Origin of the sequence: Bacillus sp. LUNF1, from assembly GCF_011008975.1 — a bacterium.
Classification (GTDB): domain Bacteria; phylum Bacillota; class Bacilli; order Bacillales; family Bacillaceae; genus Bacillus; species Bacillus velezensis.
This window is the reverse complement of record NZ_CP048876.1, coordinates 3,499,010-3,515,703: the sequence shown is the minus strand read 5'-3', so window position 1 is coordinate 3,515,703 and position 16,694 is coordinate 3,499,010. Positions and strand designations below refer to the sequence as shown.

The 16,694-nt window shown below is 47.7% G+C and carries 17 protein-coding genes; 6 read left to right on the top strand and 11 right to left on the bottom strand.

Features of this window, described 5'->3' with window-relative positions; genetic code table 11:
• Positions 1-193: 193 nt before the first annotated feature.
• On the bottom strand, positions 194-814 hold the full coding sequence (locus G4O42_RS17395) for a flavin reductase family protein (RefSeq protein WP_032876047.1): 621 nt from the start codon (positions 812-814) through the stop codon (positions 194-196).
• Positions 815-970: 156 nt separating this feature from the next.
• Positions 971-1,501, bottom strand: a complete 531-nt coding sequence (locus G4O42_RS17390) for a CotG/ExsB N-terminal domain-containing protein (RefSeq protein WP_032876049.1) — start codon at positions 1,499-1,501, stop codon at positions 971-973.
• A gap of 140 nt (positions 1,502-1,641) precedes the next feature.
• On the opposite strand from G4O42_RS17390, the gene G4O42_RS17385 reads away from it, so the two are divergent.
• The 3 genes from G4O42_RS17385 to G4O42_RS17375 all read left to right on the top strand — a co-directional run bounded on the left by G4O42_RS17385 (position 1,642) and on the right by G4O42_RS17375 (position 4,468).
• Positions 1,642-2,736, top strand: coding sequence for a CotH kinase family protein (locus G4O42_RS17385; protein WP_032876052.1), 1,095 nt, complete (start codon positions 1,642-1,644; stop codon positions 2,734-2,736).
• Between the two features lie 122 nt (positions 2,737-2,858).
• On the top strand, positions 2,859-3,752 hold the full coding sequence (locus G4O42_RS17380; RefSeq protein WP_032876055.1) for a hypothetical protein: 894 nt from the start codon (positions 2,859-2,861) through the stop codon (positions 3,750-3,752).
• 41 nt (positions 3,753-3,793) lie between these two features.
• Entirely contained in the window at positions 3,794-4,468 is a 675-nt protein-coding gene (locus tag G4O42_RS17375) for a hypothetical protein (RefSeq protein ID WP_007407530.1), read from the top strand.
• 48 nt (positions 4,469-4,516) lie between these two features.
• Here the strand turns inward: G4O42_RS17375 and G4O42_RS17370 are convergent, their stop codons facing one another.
• A complete protein-coding gene (locus tag G4O42_RS17370) occupies positions 4,517-5,848 on the bottom strand; it encodes an arsenic transporter (RefSeq protein WP_032876058.1) in 1,332 nt (443 codons plus the stop codon).
• Between the two features lie 195 nt (positions 5,849-6,043).
• Positions 6,044-6,952 (bottom strand): acetoin biosynthesis transcriptional regulator AlsR, encoded by a 909-nt coding sequence (gene alsR / locus G4O42_RS17365; protein WP_007407528.1) that lies wholly within the window; start codon positions 6,950-6,952, stop codon positions 6,044-6,046.
• A gap of 156 nt (positions 6,953-7,108) precedes the next feature.
• On the opposite strand from alsR, the gene alsS reads away from it, so the two are divergent.
• The 3 genes from alsS to G4O42_RS17350 all read left to right on the top strand — a co-directional run bounded on the left by alsS (position 7,109) and on the right by G4O42_RS17350 (position 10,276).
• Positions 7,109-8,821 (top strand): acetolactate synthase AlsS, encoded by a 1,713-nt coding sequence (gene alsS / locus G4O42_RS17360; protein WP_032876061.1) that lies wholly within the window; start codon positions 7,109-7,111, stop codon positions 8,819-8,821.
• A 60-nt stretch (positions 8,822-8,881) separates the two neighbouring features.
• The gene (gene budA, locus G4O42_RS17355; RefSeq protein ID WP_003151318.1) at positions 8,882-9,649 is read left to right on the top strand and encodes an acetolactate decarboxylase; all 768 of its coding nucleotides are present in this window, start codon (positions 8,882-8,884) and stop codon (positions 9,647-9,649) included.
• A 102-nt stretch (positions 9,650-9,751) separates the two neighbouring features.
• A complete protein-coding gene (locus tag G4O42_RS17350) occupies positions 9,752-10,276 on the top strand; it encodes an NAD(P)H-dependent oxidoreductase (protein WP_007614216.1) in 525 nt (174 codons plus the stop codon).
• Between the two features lie 124 nt (positions 10,277-10,400).
• Here G4O42_RS17350 and G4O42_RS17345 read toward each other — a convergent pair whose 3' ends face one another.
• The 7 genes from G4O42_RS17345 to G4O42_RS17315 are packed head-to-tail and all read right to left on the bottom strand — an operon-like array spanning position 10,401 to position 16,652.
• Positions 10,401-10,934, bottom strand: coding sequence for an SH3 domain-containing protein (locus tag G4O42_RS17345; RefSeq protein ID WP_032876065.1), 534 nt, complete (start codon positions 10,932-10,934; stop codon positions 10,401-10,403).
• 60 nt (positions 10,935-10,994) lie between these two features.
• Positions 10,995-11,912 (bottom strand): ribose ABC transporter substrate-binding protein RbsB, encoded by a 918-nt coding sequence (rbsB, locus tag G4O42_RS17340; protein ID WP_032876068.1) that lies wholly within the window; start codon positions 11,910-11,912, stop codon positions 10,995-10,997.
• Between the two features lie 13 nt (positions 11,913-11,925).
• Positions 11,926-12,897: a ribose ABC transporter permease RbsC gene (gene rbsC, locus G4O42_RS17335; RefSeq protein ID WP_032876071.1), complete on the bottom strand. Its 972-nt coding sequence runs from the start codon at positions 12,895-12,897 to the stop codon at positions 11,926-11,928.
• Positions 12,887-14,380, bottom strand: coding sequence for a sugar ABC transporter ATP-binding protein (locus tag G4O42_RS17330; protein ID WP_032876074.1), 1,494 nt, complete (start codon positions 14,378-14,380; stop codon positions 12,887-12,889). Before G4O42_RS17330 ends, rbsC begins: the two co-directional genes overlap by 11 nt.
• A gap of 16 nt (positions 14,381-14,396) precedes the next feature.
• Entirely contained in the window at positions 14,397-14,792 is a 396-nt protein-coding gene (rbsD, locus tag G4O42_RS17325) for a D-ribose pyranase (protein ID WP_020956442.1), read from the bottom strand.
• Positions 14,789-15,670: a ribokinase gene (gene rbsK / locus G4O42_RS17320; RefSeq protein WP_007407520.1), complete on the bottom strand. Its 882-nt coding sequence runs from the start codon at positions 15,668-15,670 to the stop codon at positions 14,789-14,791. The genes rbsD and rbsK overlap by 4 nt, the downstream gene beginning before the upstream one ends.
• The gene (locus G4O42_RS17315) at positions 15,663-16,652 is read right to left on the bottom strand and encodes a LacI family DNA-binding transcriptional regulator (protein WP_032876078.1); all 990 of its coding nucleotides are present in this window, start codon (positions 16,650-16,652) and stop codon (positions 15,663-15,665) included. Before G4O42_RS17315 ends, rbsK begins: the two co-directional genes overlap by 8 nt.
• Positions 16,653-16,694 lie beyond the last annotated feature (42 nt).

Genomic DNA, 16,694 nt, shown 5'->3' with positions numbered 1-16,694 from the left:
AAATAAATACGGCTGAAAAAATCAGTAACTGTCTGCCTCCTAAAAATGTGTCACTCGTTTCATACGGGTGAGGGGCTTGTAAGTTTCGCCATTCTATAAGACATTAGGCTGAGTTTAATGGTAAAAGACTCAAAAAGACCCCTTTTGAAAGGGGTCTTTTTGACTAGTTTCTTCTATTATAAAGGTTCCTGCTTCAGGTCGGGCGGACAAGCGTATATGTCTTCCCGAGTCTGGCGTATTCATTCCCCGCGAGCCTTGCCGCAGGCTTCAGCTCATCTGTCCGTATGTAGCCTTTATCGGCGTCATATACTTGGTCATTCAAATGAAAACAAACGACTCTGCCGATGATGAGGTCTGTCGTCGTTTCTCCGCTGTCATTTTGGAACGTAAGATGGCGTTCGAGTATACATTCAAACCTGACTTTTGCTTCTTTTATACCGGGAACGCTGATGCAAGCGCTGTCTGTCACAGAAAGGTCTGTCATGCCAAGCTCACTGACATCAGGATCAAGCCTTGCCGCCGTTTTGTTAATGTCTTCAATAATGGACTCATCACTGACGTGTACGACGAATTCCCGATGAGCGATTGCGTTTCTCGCGGTGTCTTTCTGCCGTCCGTCCGCGCGGCTGACTGAGATGGCCAGAAGCGGCGGTTCTGCGGAGACAACGTTATAGAAACTGAAGGGCGCCGCGTTTACGGCGCCGTTGATGGATGACCGCGTAGTGACAAATGCGATCGGCCGGGGAACGACTGTGCCCGAAAGCAATTTGTAAGTGTCTTTTGCGTTCAGTTCGTCTGCTCGTAAGATATGCATGATTTCGGCCGCCTTTCTTTATCGTATGACCTGATTATACAGAAAGAAAATTCGGAAACACAACAAAAGAAAACCGGCTGCATATCTTATCACGTGGCATATATCTGATTGAGGAAAAAGGCTTCCGTTTAGCCGGCAGCCTATTTACGAACGGTGTTACTTGTAGTTTTTCTTTACAACCCAGATGTTCCCGTCTTTCCAGTACTCTGTTTTGCTGCAGTAATCGTCTTTTTTGCAAGGGTCTTTTTTATGAGGACGATAAGGTTTTTTCTGCGTGCGTTTTTTCTTGCGGCGGCATGATTTTTTGTGGCTGCGAGATTTTTTGTGAGAACGGCATGATTTTTTACGGCTGCGAGATTTTTTGTGAGAGCGGGATTTTTTATGGCTGCGAGATTTTTTGTGGGAACGGGATTTTTTATGGCTGCGAGATTTTTTGTGAGAACGGGATTTTTTATGGCTGCGAGATCTTTTGTGAGAACGGGATTTTTTATGGCTGCGAGATTTTTTGTGAGAGCGGCACGATTTTTTATGACTGCGAGATTTTTTGTGAGAGCGGCATGATTTTTTACGGCTGCGAGATTTTCTCTTCTTACTGCTTTTTGGTTCTTGGTACAAATAATCTTCCAATCCCTCGTTGCTTGCGGACTTTACTGCTTCTTCGATATCAGAATGGGAATAGTGGCCCATTTTGAAACCTCCTCATGATATATGTTTTAAGGATGCGATCCTTACTACCACATAGTACGCATGAATGAAAAAAGTGTATGTGTGATTCGCTGAGTTTTATATAAAAAGCACAGCCTAAATTAATACAGGGAGGGTTACTGATGAAAGACCAATCAACATTGCCTCTATACCAGCTGTTTATTCACCCGAAAGACTTAATGGAGCTGAAAAAAGACATTTGGGATGAGGATCCGGTGCCCGCGGTGCTGAGAGTGAATCAAAAACGGCTTGACATTGATCTGGCGTACCGCGGCTCTCATATAAGAGATTTCAAGAAAAAATCGTATCACATCGCTTTTTATTCGCCGAAAACATTTCGCAGGGCGAAAGAGATACATTTAAACGCTGAATACAAAGATCCGTCGATGATGCGGAATAAGCTGTCTCTCGATTTCTTCGCGGAGCTTGGGACGCTGTCACCAAAGGCGAATTTCGTAACCTTGCAAATCAATGGCAGACATGAGGGGGTGTATCTTGAGCTGGAGTCAGTGGATGAATATTTTCTGGCGAAACGGAATTTGGCGGACGGCGCTGTTTTTTACGCGGTTGATGACGACGCCAATTTCTCCCTCGTCAGTGATCTGGAGCGGGATACGAAAACATCGCTCGAACTTGGTTATGAAAAGAAAACGGGAACGAAAGAAGACGATTTATACTTGCAGGATATGATCTATAAAATTAATACCGTGCCGAAGTCAGAGTTCAAGGGGGAGATCGTCAAACACTTGGACGCCGATAAGTATTTGCGGTGGCTTGCGGGCATCGTGTTTACCTCAAACTACGATGGATTTGTTCATAATTACGCTTTGTACCGGAATCATGAAACGGGACTTTTTGAAGTCATTCCGTGGGATTACGATGCGACGTGGGGAAGAGACATTCATGGTGATCGGATGGAGGCCGATTATGTCAGAATACAAGGGTTTAATACCTTGACTGCAAGGCTTCTGGATGAACCGTATTTCCGCAAAGCGTACAAACGGCTTTTGGAAGAGACGCTTCAGACCCGGTTTACCATTGAACATATGAAGCCGAAGGTCATGTCACTGTATGAGCAGATCAGGCCGCATGTCGCGAAGGATCCTTATAAGAAAGAGGAGATTGATAGCTTTGACCGGGAGCCTGAAGTGATTTGCGAATACATTAAGGAGCGGTCCGCCTTCATCAGCAGTGAGTTAGAGCGGTGGAATATCTGATTTGGGAAAGAAGCAAGATTTTTTACAAATAGGCTGGTGAATCAGTTCCCGAAAATAATCGTGATACGTATATATGCATTATGCTTTTTACATTATGAGAAAAATGACTAGGAGGACAATAGATGAAACGCAATACGAAGCGGCAGCGGTCTGATGACAACTTTTTGCATGCGATGGAAGGAAAAGTAATTACTGTCTACCGGGGAGGCCCGGAGTCCAAGACAGGGAGATTAGCAGACATTCAATCGGATTATATCGCTCTTCAGGTTGATAATAAAATCGTTTATTATCAATGGAAACATGTGAAAAGTGTGACGGAAAATACGAGTGAAACCATATCGCCGGCCGAAGCGGCAGAATGTGAAAAAGCTGATGATTTTCAAGACCTGATCAGCCGGATGACCAATCGCACGGTGCAATTGAATCAGGGAGGTCCGGAATCGAAAAGAGGAAAGCTTCACGAAACAGGGGATGATTTTCTCGTGCTGGAAACGGAAGATGACGGAATTGTATATTTTAACGCCGACCATGTCAAAAGCATCAGCGCGGAACAAGAAGAGGACGGCCAAGAGGAGGAGCGCCCGGAATTTGAAATGGCTGATGATTTTCACGGCATATTTAAACGCCTGATCCACAAATGGGTATCCATCAACCGCGGAGGTCCTGAAGCCGTTGAAGGTATACTTGTGGATAATTCCGACGGCCACTACACTCTTGTGAAAGATAAAGAAGTGCTGCGGATCTATCCTTTTCATATCAAGAGCATCAGCGAAGGGGCAAAAGGAGCAGCTAAAAAAGAGGAGAATAAAGACGGCGAGAATAAAGGTGAGAAAGAGAGCGCCGAAGAAGAAAAGCCGCATGAAGAAGAATCACGCGAAGAGCAGCGTACTTCCTCTAAAAAGTCGAAAAGATCATCAAGATCCGTTCGATCCTCAAAACGGGAGGAAGAGAACTCTTATAGCTACGCCACTGTATTAAGGACAATAGATTATCGGTGGAAACACGGCCGTAAATGATTGGAAAGATTGTCCGTAAACGCGGGAGAGGGGGGAATGAAATGGCTGGATTAAGCAGATTTCTGGATAAACAAGTCGATATTGAGATATCGGGGAATACGACATTTTCAGGAACTCTTTTGGATATCGGTCAGGATATCATTGTGATTCATGACGGCCGGACGTTTCTTTATATTCCGCTGCTGCATCTTCAGAGGATGACATTGACGCTCCCGGACGAAGAGAATAAAGAACCGTACGCAAGAAAAAAAAGTCCGCATCCCGAAAAACAGGAACATTCCTTTTCTTACCGGAATACCCTCCAGCATATAAAAGGCAGATTCACAGAAATATTTGTTACGGGAGACCGTTCCATTCATGGGTATGTGACAAGTGTTTTAAATGATTATTTTGTTTTCTTCTCTCCGGTTTATAAGACTCTTTTCATCTCGATGCATCATTTGAAATGGCTGACACCCTATTCCGATGAGCAGACGCCGTATACATTAAACAGTTCAGAGCTGCCGGTTGTTCCCGCTAATGTGCCCCTTGTCCGGAATTTTGAGGAGCAATTAAAAAGATATATCGGGAAGCTGATTATTCTGGATTTAGGAGATATACCGAATAAAGTGGGGCTGTTGCAGGATGTCTCAGATAATATTCTTGAACTGACCAATGCAGACGGCGATACTGTTTTTTGGAAATTGAATCATTTAAAAACCATGCACCTGCCATAAATGATAAAACTGCCTCTCTTATACAGCAGGCAGTTTTTTTCATGGGGGCTAAAGGTAAATCCAACTGATCCAAACATATAAAACGGTAATGGTAAACACGACGGTGAGAGGGACAACGATAATGGTCGTTTTGATATATTCTGACCAAGAAACTTTTTCGCCGTGCTGTCTGATGATATGCATCCAGATCAGCGTGGCTAATGTCCCGATCGGCAGAAGCAATGATCCGATATCACTGCCGATAATATTAGCCAGATAAATGATTTTTACGGTTAATGGGTCGATGGACATTTCAGTTAATGTCAAAGTGCTGATCATTAAGGCGGGATGGTTATTGAACAAATTAGAGAGGACGGATGTAGCAATGCCCATAATAGATGCAGCGTGGGCAATACTTTGTGAGACATACGGCTCAATAGACTGAACAAGCAGCGCCGTCAGTCCGATATTATGCAGTCCGTAGATGATAATGTACATCGTGAAGGCAAAAATAAAGATATGCCAAGGCGCTTTCCTTAATAAGTCTGCCGGTCCGATTTTTAAATAAAACCATCTCCAGCCAAGCAGGATGACTGAACTGATGACAGCCACGAGCGAAACGGGTATGCCGTTGTAAGAAGCTGCAAACAGACTGATCCGGACGAACAATACAAATACCAAAACACAAAACATGATGTTCGTACGGCCGTTTTGGGTCGGGTCTGGCGGAGGCTGAAGCGGATGATATCGTTTGTGTTCCAGCGAGTCAAAGTGAACCGGAATATCGGGGAGCTGTTTCGGCAAACGGCGGTAAAAAACGGCAAACAGCAGAAAGGCCATAAACACCAGTCCCAGCGTGCCGGGGATAAACATCATATTGGTGTACAAATAAAGGTCCATGCCTATCATTTTGAGAGAAATCAAATTGACGATATTACTGACGCCGATCGGGGTGCTTGCCGCCGTCGCAATTAATACGCCGCTAATTAAATACGGTGTTTTCTGATGTCTTTTAAGTCCGAGATATTGTAAGACCAACAGTAAAATAGGAGTGGTGATTAAGACGCTGCCGTCATTATTCAGAAAGAGCGTCATTGAAAAACAGAGCAGGTTGGTCAGCCAAAAAAGCCGGATGCCCGATCCCTTGGCGCGGTGAAGCAGTTTGGCCGCCGCCCAGTTAAAAAAACCGAAGCTTTCCAGCGCGATTGCCATAATCATTGTGGAGATAATGGTGATTGATGCTCCGGTGACTTTTGACCCTATATCCCCCAAATCATGAAAGGAAACGGTTCCGCATAACAAAACGAGAATGGCGCCCAGCGACGCCGGAACGGCTTCATTTAATCCCCCGGGTCTCCAAAATATAAAGATAATGGTCACAAAGAAAGAAATCAGGGTCAAAATGACGGTAATATGTGTAATGTGTTCTGCCTCCTTTTAGATGGGTCATTGCCGCCCCGTTATTTTTATCCCTCCTGATCAGTTGTACTGTATGTATACGGGTACAGGTCGTAAGGTGTACTGAGCGTTTCTACCAATTTAGTAAAAATCCATAAAAGCACAAAAAAAAGAGGCTGCTTTCGGCGGCACTCTTTTTTATGCATTTTCCTTATCCGCCTGCAATAAAGCCTGGCGCTTATTCATAATATCCAGAAAATGTTTCAGAATCGGATTTTGATTATCCTTGCGGTAGGCAATGACCCATTCGGCTGTGAGCTGCACCTGATTAATGCCGCGATAGGCGACTTCGAGGTTAAACAGCTTTTTAGCAGAAGAAGGCACGAAGGTCACACCGATGCCGGCACTAACCAATCCGATCACCATTTGATACTCCGTCGCTTCCTGAACGATTTTCGGTTTGAAGCCCGCCTGCTCGCAGTAGTTTACAAACTCTAGGTATAAAGTCGGCCATGTTTCTTTCGACAGTGTGATAATCGGTTCATTTTTTAAATCCTGAATGTCGATTGTCTGTTTAGCGGTAAGCGGGTGCTGCTTCGGCAAAGCCAGAATGCACGGGCTGCTCTGCACCTTTTCCATATGTAACGCGGAATGCTGTAAAGGCGGATGAAGGATGCCGATATCAATGTTCCCCTTCAGAAGTTCTTCCTGCTGTCTGAAAGAAGAAATTTCACGCAGATCAAGCTTGACGGAGGGGAATTTTTCGCGGAATTCCCGAATGATCGGCGGCAGAAATTCATATGTGGCCGAGCCGACAAAACCGACGACAAGGCGGCCGAGCTCTCCCCGCGCCGTTCTCTGCGCCATTTCAATCGCTTTGTCTATTTCTTCGATCGCGTTTCTGCTGTGTTTTAAAAAACTTTCTCCGGCAGCTGAAAGCTCTACAACCCGTTTCGTGCGCTTTAATAAGGTCACGCCGACTTCCTTCTCAAGCTGTTTGATCTGCTGGCTGAGAGGCGGCTGTGTCATATTTAACCGAAGCGCAGCTTTGCCGAAATGAAGTTCTTCGGCAACGGCAATAAAGTATTGAAGATGGCGAAGCTCCATCCTTATCCATTCCTTTCTCTTTGTTAATTATTCGTGAAACATATTAATCATACGGCGAATTGATATTGGAGGTCAATTTCCAAAGAGTGTATAGTGAATAATATCACAAATTACTTAAAATTTTATATTTAATATGCATAATAAGGAGTGAGGGTGTTGGCAAAAGCAACAAATGAACTAAAAACCTCTGGAAAAAATCGGGGGGCGGAGCTTGTTGTTGATTGCTTAGTGGAGCAAGGTGTCACACATGTTTTTGGCATTCCGGGTGCAAAAATTGATGCAGTATTTGATGCGTTAAAAGATAAAGGACCTGAACTGGTTTTATGCCGTCACGAACAGAACGCTGCATTTATGGCTGCGGCTGTCGGAAGACTGACTGGAAAACCAGGCGTTTGTCTCGTTACTTCAGGCCCGGGGGCATCCAACTTGGCGACCGGCTTGTTAACGGCTAATACAGAAGGTGATCCGGTAGTGGCGCTGGCGGGTAACGTAATTCGCGCAGACCGGTTAAAACGGACACACCAATCATTGGACAATGCGGCACTATTTCAGCCGATTACAAAATACAGTGTAGAAGTACAGGAAACAGGGAATATACCAGAAGCGGTAACAAACGCCTTCAGGGCAGCGTCAGCAGGTCAGGCAGGCGCGGCTTTTGTGAGCTTTCCGCAGGATGTTGTGAATGAAATCACAAACGTGAAAAACGTACGCAACGTGCCGGCGCCGAAACAAGGCCCTGCACCGGAAGAAGCGGTCAGCGCGGCTATCGCGAAAATCCAGACGGCGAAACTTCCCGTTCTGTTAGTCGGCATGAAAGGCGGAAGACCGGAAGCGGTAAAACAAATCCGCAAACTGCTTGCCAAAACAAAACTGCCTTTCGTAGAAACGTACCAAGGGGCCGGCACATTGTCCAGAGAGCTGGAAGACCAATATTTCGGCCGGATCGGACTGTTCCGCAACCAGCCGGGCGATCTTCTGCTTGAACAGGCGGATGTCGTATTAACGATCGGTTATGATCCGATTGAATACGATCCGAAGTTCTGGAACGTAAACGGCGACCGTGCTATTATCCATCTTGACGAAATCCAGGCCGATATCGATCATGCCTATCAGCCGGAATTAGAATTATTAGGCGATATCGCCGCTACGGTTAAACAAATTGAACACGACGCTGTGACATTTGATATGGGCAGCCGTGAACAAGAAGTGCTGAGCGAATTAAAACAGATGCTCACAGACAGCGAGAAGGCGCCAAGCGACCATAAATCTGACAGAGTGCATCCTCTGCAAATCGTCCAAGAACTGCGCAATGCAATTGACGACGACGTAACCGTCACTTGCGATATCGGTTCTCACGCGATCTGGATGTCCCGCTACTTCCGCGCTTATGAGCCGCTGAAACTGTTGATCAGCAACGGCATGCAGACATTGGGCGTAGCGCTTCCTTGGGCGATTGCCGCCACATTGGTGAATCCGGGTGAAAAAGTCGTATCCGTTTCAGGAGACGGAGGATTCCTGTTCTCTGCAATGGAATTGGAAACGGCAGTCCGCTTAAAAGCGCCGATCGTTCACCTTGTATGGAATGACAGCACATATGATATGGTCGCATTCCAGCAAATGAAAAAATATAACCGTACATCATGCGTAGATTTCGGAAACATTGACATCGTAAAATATGCAGAAAGCTTCGGCGCCACCGGCTTGCGCGTTGAGTCACCGGAACAGCTGGCAGACGTGCTGCAAAAAGGCTTGAACACAGAAGGCCCTGTCATCATTGACATTCCTGTCGATTACAGTGACAATGTCCATTTATCAAGCGACATGCTTCCGAAGCAATTCAAAGAAAAAATGAAAGCAAAAGCTCTCTAGCACTCTGCGCACCATGACCTGTTTTCTAAAACAGCCCAATTTAAAAGGAGTGAAGGGAATATGAAAAACGCAAGCGACATCCATATGATGAGCCGCGGAGAAAAAGGCTCACCTGAGGATCAGATCTATCAAGTCTCAACAATGACATCTCTGCTGGACGGAGTATATGACGGAGATTTTGATATGGCTGACATTCCGAAGTTCGGTGATTTCGGAATCGGCACGTTCAACAAATTGGACGGCGAATTAATCGGATTTGACGGAGAATTTTACCGTCTGCGCGGCGACGGAACGGCTACGCCTGTTAAAGGCGGAGACCTGTCACCATTCTGCTCATTCACATTTTTCACGCCGGATATGACGCATACGATCGACGGCGAAATGACCCGTGAAGAATTCGAGCAGGAAATCGCCAGCCTTCTGCCTAGTAAAAACTTATTTTATGCGATCCGTTTAGACGGCGTATTTAAAAAGGTGCAGACAAGAACGGTAGAACGCCAGGAGAAACCGTACGTTCCGATGATCGAAGCGGTGAAAACACAGCCTGTGTTCAACTTTGACGACATTCAGGGGACAATCGCCGGCTTCTGGACGCCGGGTTACGCAAACGGCATCGCTGTTTCCGGATATCACCTGCACTTCATTGATGAAGGACGCAATTCCGGCGGACACGTGTTTGACTATGTCATTAAAGATTGTAAAGTGACCATTTCTCAAAAAATGAATATGAACCTCAAGCTTCCGAATACGGCGGACTTTTTCAACGCAAATTTAGATAATCCGAATTTTGCGAAGGATATCGAAACAACCGAAGGAAGCCCGGAATAAATTAAAAAAGAAAGCCTCATTTTTCTCGGGGGCTTTCTTTTTATTTGGCTGAACCGGCAAAGATTAGGTAAAATACAGTCAAAAGGGAAAGGTGTGGTAGCTGTGAAAGTATTGGTATTAGCGGTTCATCCTGACATGGACAACTCAGCGGTCAATAAGGCGTGGACAGAAGAATTAAAAAATCATGATGAAATCACGGTCCGTGAGCTTTATAAAGAATATCCGGACGGGAAAATAGATGCGGAAAAGGAACGGCAGCTGTGTGAACAGTATGACCGGATCGTATTTCAATTCCCGCTGTACTGGTACAGTGCGCCTCCGCTTTTAAAAACATGGATGGATCATGTGCTGGCGTATGGCTGGGCTTACGGTTCTAAAGGAAAGGCGCTGCACGGCAAAGAATTGCTGCTGGCTGTTTCCGTAGGTGCCGGAGAGGATGCATATCAGGCAGGCGGGTCCAACCATTTTTCACTGAGCGAGCTCTTAAGGCCGTTTCAGGCAATGGCTAATTTTACGGGTATGACCTATTTGCCGGCTTTCGCGATGTACGGGGTAAGCAGCGCCGATGCTGCGGCTATCCGTGACAATGCCAAACGCCTGGCGGATTACGTAAAGAAGCCATTTTAGAGTCGTATGCATTCATCTTCATCCGACAATATTTCCTGAGAAATATTTCGAACCTTAGACGCTTCTGACTGCCAAGAAAGAAAAAAACGGATTTCGCGCTGAATTTGCGAAATCCGTTTTGATATTATGTCAGTTTTTGCAGATCTTTTGTGCTGATATATCCCGTGGCGCCCCCGTAATCGACAAGCGCCCAGCCGAAGTCAATGCCGCCGCCGGCTGTCTTTTTCCATCTGAGGAAAGAAACGCTCGTGTTTTTGGCAAGGGAAGCTTTGACCGCTTGTTTGTCTGTATATACTTTTGTTTTTGCCGTCGTTTTTACGGTTGTTGCTTCTTTAACAATATAATGAGTAGATACAAATCCTGTTTTTCCGTTTTTATAATGTACTTTTGCCCAGTCAGCGTTCTGGAACGAAACGATCTTTAAGCTGTCGCCTAAATGAAGGGTATCAGCTCTCGGACTGGCTGCTGATGCTTTTGTTCTGACGTTCAATGCTTCCGCGGAAACGAGATAAGAGTCAAGCGGGTAGCTGTACAGATCGTCAATTTTGACCGCTTCTTGCGCGTGTGTCTCCGGAAGAGGCGTTATTCCGGCAGCTGAAGCCGCTGATATTCCCGCTGCAAGGGTCAGAATGGATGCCGCTTTGGCTGTTTTCTTCATCTGTATCTCTCCTTTTACTACATCCTTTCACGTTTTACCGGAAGTCTAAACATCGGCCGGTTATTTTTGTGTTTGAAGTTTCAATGGAGCGGAAATGGTTTTTTTGACTTTTTCTCCTTTGAGCACCTGCTCCGCCGCTTCGGCCGCCAGTTTTCCGATCAGCTCCGGCTGCTGGGCGACCGTGGCTGTCAGCTTTCCGTTTTTAATGGAAGAAATCGCATCTTTATTTCCGTCGAAACCGACGACCAAAATGTGTTTGCCCGAGCTGTTAATCGCTTCGAGCGCCCCGAGTGCCATTTCATCATTATGGGCGAACACGGCTTTGATATCCGGCTGTCCCTGCAGCAGGTTTTCCATGACGGTCAATCCTTTTGTACGGTCAAAATCCGCCGCTTGCTTTGTTACGACATCCAGCTTTTTGTCGGCAATATGATGAAAGCCCGTTCCGCGTTCCCGTGTCGCGGATGCGCCCGGCACCCCTTGCAATTCAGCCACTTTGGCGCCTTTTCCGAGCTGATCGGCGAGGTAGTCGGCCGCCATTTCTCCTCCTTTGACATTGTCAGAGGCGACAAGCGTTTCGACTTTGCCGTGTTCGGCTGAACGATCAAGCGCAATGACAGGAATGCCGAGGGAATTTGCCGATTCGACGGCTGTTGAAATCGCTGATGAATCGGTCGGATTGATCAGCAGCGCATCGACTCCTTGCTGTATCAAATCTTCTACGTCATTTGACTGTTTAGATGAATCATTTTGAGCATCGACAATAATGACCTTCATGCCCCGTTTTTTGGCTTCCTTTATAACGCCTTCTTTTAATGAAACGAAGAACGGATTGTTCAATGTGGAGACGGAGAGCCCGATAGTGAATTCTTTTTTATGTTTTGTGTTTGACGGTTTTGCCCATTGCGGCGGTTCAAGTGAACAGGCGGACAGCAAAAACAGTGATAATGCCGCGATCGTGATGATGGCTTTCTTCATAATGGTCCTCCTATTATGCCGATTTTTTGCGGTCCAGCAGCACCGCGATTAAAATGACGATTCCTTTGACGACGAGCTGATAAAAAGATGATACGCCGAGAAGGTTCAAGCCGTTGTTCAGCGTACCGATAATCAAAACCCCGATCAGCGTACCGATGATGCGCCCTCGACCGCCGGACAGGCTCGTTCCGCCGAGAACGACCGCCGCGATGGCGTCCAGCTCGTATGATTCCCCGGCCGTCGGCTGTGCGGAATTTAAGCGTGATGTCAGAATCGCTCCCGCCAGCGCCGATAATAAACCTGTCAGAGAATAGATCATGATCTTGATGCGGGACACTTTGATTCCCGATATCAGCGCCGCTTTCTCATTGCCGCCGATGGCGTATGTCCGGCGGCCGAACGGTGTTTTGTGCAGAAGAACCCACAGGGCCGCAAATGCAATCAGCATCGTAATGGCAGGTACGGGAATGCCGAGAAAATAACCGCGCCCGAACAATTGAAATGCGTAATTTGAACCGAGCCCCGTAATCGGATTTCCGTCCGTATAGACGAGGGTCAGTCCGCGAAAGACGGTCATTGTCGCCAAAGTGGCGATGAACGGCGCCATTTTTCCTTTTGTGATTAATAATCCGTTTATCATGCCGAGTACGGCGCCGATCACGCAGCCGATGATGACGGCTAAGATCGGGTCGATGCCTGAGACCATCATACCTGCGACCAATGCGCTCGATAAGGCGAGGATGGCTCCGACAGAGAGATCAATGCCTCCCGTTAAAATGACAAACGTCATTCCGAAAGCAATCAGAGCGTTAATCGCAACCTGCCTAAGAAGGTTGAGAATATTGAGGGGTTCAAGAAAACTCGGGTTTAAAACGGAAACGATCAGCACAAGAATCAGTAAGCCGAGAAACGGACCGAGTTTTTGCGTAAAGGTATGAATGGAAAATCGCTTTTGTTCAGTTGATGTCATTGGTTCAGTTTTCATTCTGCTGCCCTCCCGTGGCAAGTGTCATGATGTGTTCTTGTGTTGCGCCGGCCGCATTGATTTCTCCGCTGATGCGCCCTTCGTGGACGACGATGATTCTGTCACTCATGCCGAGAATTTCCGGCAGCTCGGAAGACACCATGATGATGGCGACTCCGCGATCGGTCAGTTCATTCATTAATGAATAGATTTCCCTTTTCGCGCCTACGTCGACGCCTCTTGTGGGTTCATCAAGGATGAGAACTTTCGGGCCGATTCCGATCCATTTGGCAATGACGACTTTTTGCTGGTTCCCTCCTGATAAATGCCGGGCGGCGGTTTCAGGAGATGCGGTCTTAATGGTCAGACGCTTGATGAGCAGCTCAACGAACTCCGCCTCGCGTTTTCGGTCAATGATGCCTTTCGGAGAGAAGCTGGTCAGGTTCGGCAATGAGATATTTTCACGAATGGACGTATCCAGCAGCAGCCCTTCATCTTTGCGGTTCTCCGTAATCAGGCCGAGTCCCTTGCGGATGGCATCGTACGGACCCCGAATGCCGGTTTTTCGGCCGGAAATCCAGATCTCTCCGGAATCGAGCCGGTCAATTCCGAACAGCGCCCTCATGATTTCTGTCCGTCCGGCACCCATTAAGCCGGAAACGCCGAGGATTTCTCCGGCTCTCACATGGAAACTGATCTGTGAAAAGCTTCCTTTTTTTGAGGCGTTTTTCACTTCGAGCACCTTATCGCCGAGTGACGGCGTGCGAGTCGGATACCGATCGGTCAGCTCCCGCCCGACCATTTGTTTGACCACTTCATCAAAATTAGTATCTTTAATATGCGTCGTATCGACAGTGAGGCCGTCCCGCATAATGGTGATCTGGTCGCAAATCGAAAATATCTCTTCCATTCGGTGTGAAATATAGACGATGGATACGCCGTCCCGCTTTAACGCCGTCATCACGTCAAACAGTTTGCTGATTTCCCGTTCGGTCAGCGCCGCGGTCGGTTCGTCCATAATAATGACTTCGGCGTTTGTCATCAGCGCTTTGGCAATCTCAATCATCTGCTGCTGGCCGACGGAACATTGTCCGGCTTCCCGGTCAAGAGGAAGAGAGACTCCCAGTTTTTCAAGCTGTGATTTTGCTAGCGCTTTCATTTTCTTCGTTTCCAAAACGCCGAACGCCGTCGTCAGCTCTTTGCCGATAAAAAGGTTTTCAAGCACCGTCATGTCCGGCCATATATTCAGTTCCTGATGGATAAAGGCGATTCCGTGCTTTTCGGCTTCCTTTGGATTGGAGAAGCTCATATTTGTTCCGTTTATCGTAATGTTTCCCTTGTCGAGCCGGTGGAGCCCGGTGAGCAGATTCATTAACGTCGATTTGCCCGCTCCGTTTTCTCCCATTAAAGCGTGGATTTCTCCCGGCAGAAGCTCAAATGAGACGCCGGAGAGCACTTGGTTTTTGCCGAATGCTTTATGAATGTCTGTCATGCCGATGTGCATGCTGGATCCCTTCTTTCTAGAAAATCACACCCGCCTGCAGGATGCAGTTGGCGTATGGTGTCATTTCACCCGTTCGGATGACGGCTTTTGCTTTCTGTGTGAGCCGTTTGAATTCCTCGTGGGACATGTACTCGATCGTCTGCGCTGAGAAATGGCTTTCTATGAAACTTGCATTCTCAGGGTTTGCGTCTTTGATTTCAGAGGCGGCCATCACCTTTTCGACTGCCATCTCCCCGGCTACCAGGCTGGTTACGTCCCGAAAGGCGGGAACGCCCGCCGTTAAAGACAAATCAATTTTAGGGACACCGTCAGGGACGGGGAGACCCGCATCGGCGATTGCGATGAGGTCTGTATGCCCGAGATCGGCTAATACTTTGGCAATGTGGCTGTTTAACATTCCGTGTTTTTTCATGACAGCAGCTCCTCAACTTCTTTTCTGGCCGGCATCCCGCCTTGGGCGCCGAAGTGCTGCACGGACAGGGAGGCGGCGCGGTTGGCAAACAAGAGCGCTTGCTCGATGTCCCGACCTTCCGCGAGTGCGACGGCAAGTGCCGCATTAAAGGTATCGCCGGCTCCCGTCGTGTCGACCGCTTCTGCAGGGAAGGCGGGAACAAGCCGTTCCGCGGTGCCGTCTGAGTAGCGTACGCCTTGTTTTCCTTCGGTAATGAACAGTTTGCCGGGATAGCCGGCGAGCGCTTCTTCTTTCGTCCGGTCAGGAAATAAAATGGATGCTTCATGTTCGTTCGGCGTAAGATATGCGGCATCCTCAATCGTCGATTGTTTCAGCGGCCGGGCCGGCGCGGGATTCAGGATAACCGGAATTTGCTGAGCGCGGCAGTAGCTGCACACTTCTTCAACGGTTTCTTCAGGAATCTCCTGCTGGATCAGCACGATATCAATGCCGGGAAGTTTTGCCAGCGCACTTTTGGCATAATCGGGGGAGATGTCATCGTTTGCGCCTTTTACGACGACGATGCTGTTGTCTCCTTCTGCGAGCACAATATGAGCCGTTCCGCTTTTTTTATGTGTAACCGTTTCCATATAGTCCGTATTGACACCGTTTGCCTTCAGGTTTTCAATAATCGCTTTTCCGTAGCTGTCATTGCCTGCTTTTCCTACCATATATACGTTTGCGCCCAGGCGGGAAGCGGCTACGGCCTGATTTGCGCCTTTTCCTCCGGGCACAGTTTGAAAGTCTGTGCCCAGTACGGTTTCTCCGGCTTTCGGACGCCGTTCAGATGTGACGACCAGATCCATAGAACAGCTTCCGATAACACAAATTTCACTCATGGTGATCATCCTTTCTCGTCGTTTGTCTTCTTATGTAAGTCACGGGCAGTTGAATGGCCGTCTCTTTCGGCGGCTCTTTCTTTATCAATTGCAGCAGCAGGTTTGCCGCTTTTTTTCCCATCTCATATGCAGGCTGGCGGATGGTTGAAAGCGGCGGGAACAAAAGCCTGCTCTGCGGAATATCGTCGTATCCGATGATCTGAATCTCCTCCGGAACTTTTTTGCCGAGCCGCAGCGCCTCATGGAGGACGGCAGCCGCCGCAATGTCGTTGCTGGCAATGACTCCGTCGGTTTCCGGGTATGCTGCAAACAATTCTTCTGCTAAAATGGCGGCATCCTTGATGGAAAATGAAGCGGCGGAGATGACATTGAACGGCGCGCCCGCTTTTTGCAACACGTTAAGTGCGCCGTTAAAACGTTCCTGAGCGGTTGGAAGGTGGGCTGGGCCTTTGACAAGCGTGATGCTTGTGCTTTTGCCGCGAAGCATTTCCTCAGCCGCCCGTTTTCCGCCTGCCCGCCCGTCACTGAATACGGATGGGGCGCCTTCTTTTGTCCGGTCCAGAAATACGACCGGGTAAAGGCTGCCGCTGTATTCGGGAAGGTCGGGATAATGGGTGGCCGCCAAAATACCGGCAACTTGATTTTGTTTAAATGTTTGCAGGTAGTCGAGTTCTTTTTCCAATTCTTCATCGCTGTTGCCGATGATCAGCCGGTATCCTTCCCGCTGCAACTCGTCTTCAGCGCCGCGGGCAAGCTGAGGGAAAAAGGGATTCGTAATATCCGGAAGCAAAAGCCCGACCAGTCTGGATTCTCTTTTATAAAGAGAGCGGGCAACTTCATTCGGATAATAATTCAGCTTCTCCATGGCAAGCATGACCTTCGTTCGTGTATCTTCATGCACGTAGCCGTTGTCATTGAGGACACGCGAAACCGTGGCAACAGAGACGCCGGCAGCGCCTGCGACATCTTTAATCGTTGCCAACAAACACTCCTCCTTCATTTATGTAACCGTTTACATAAAAAG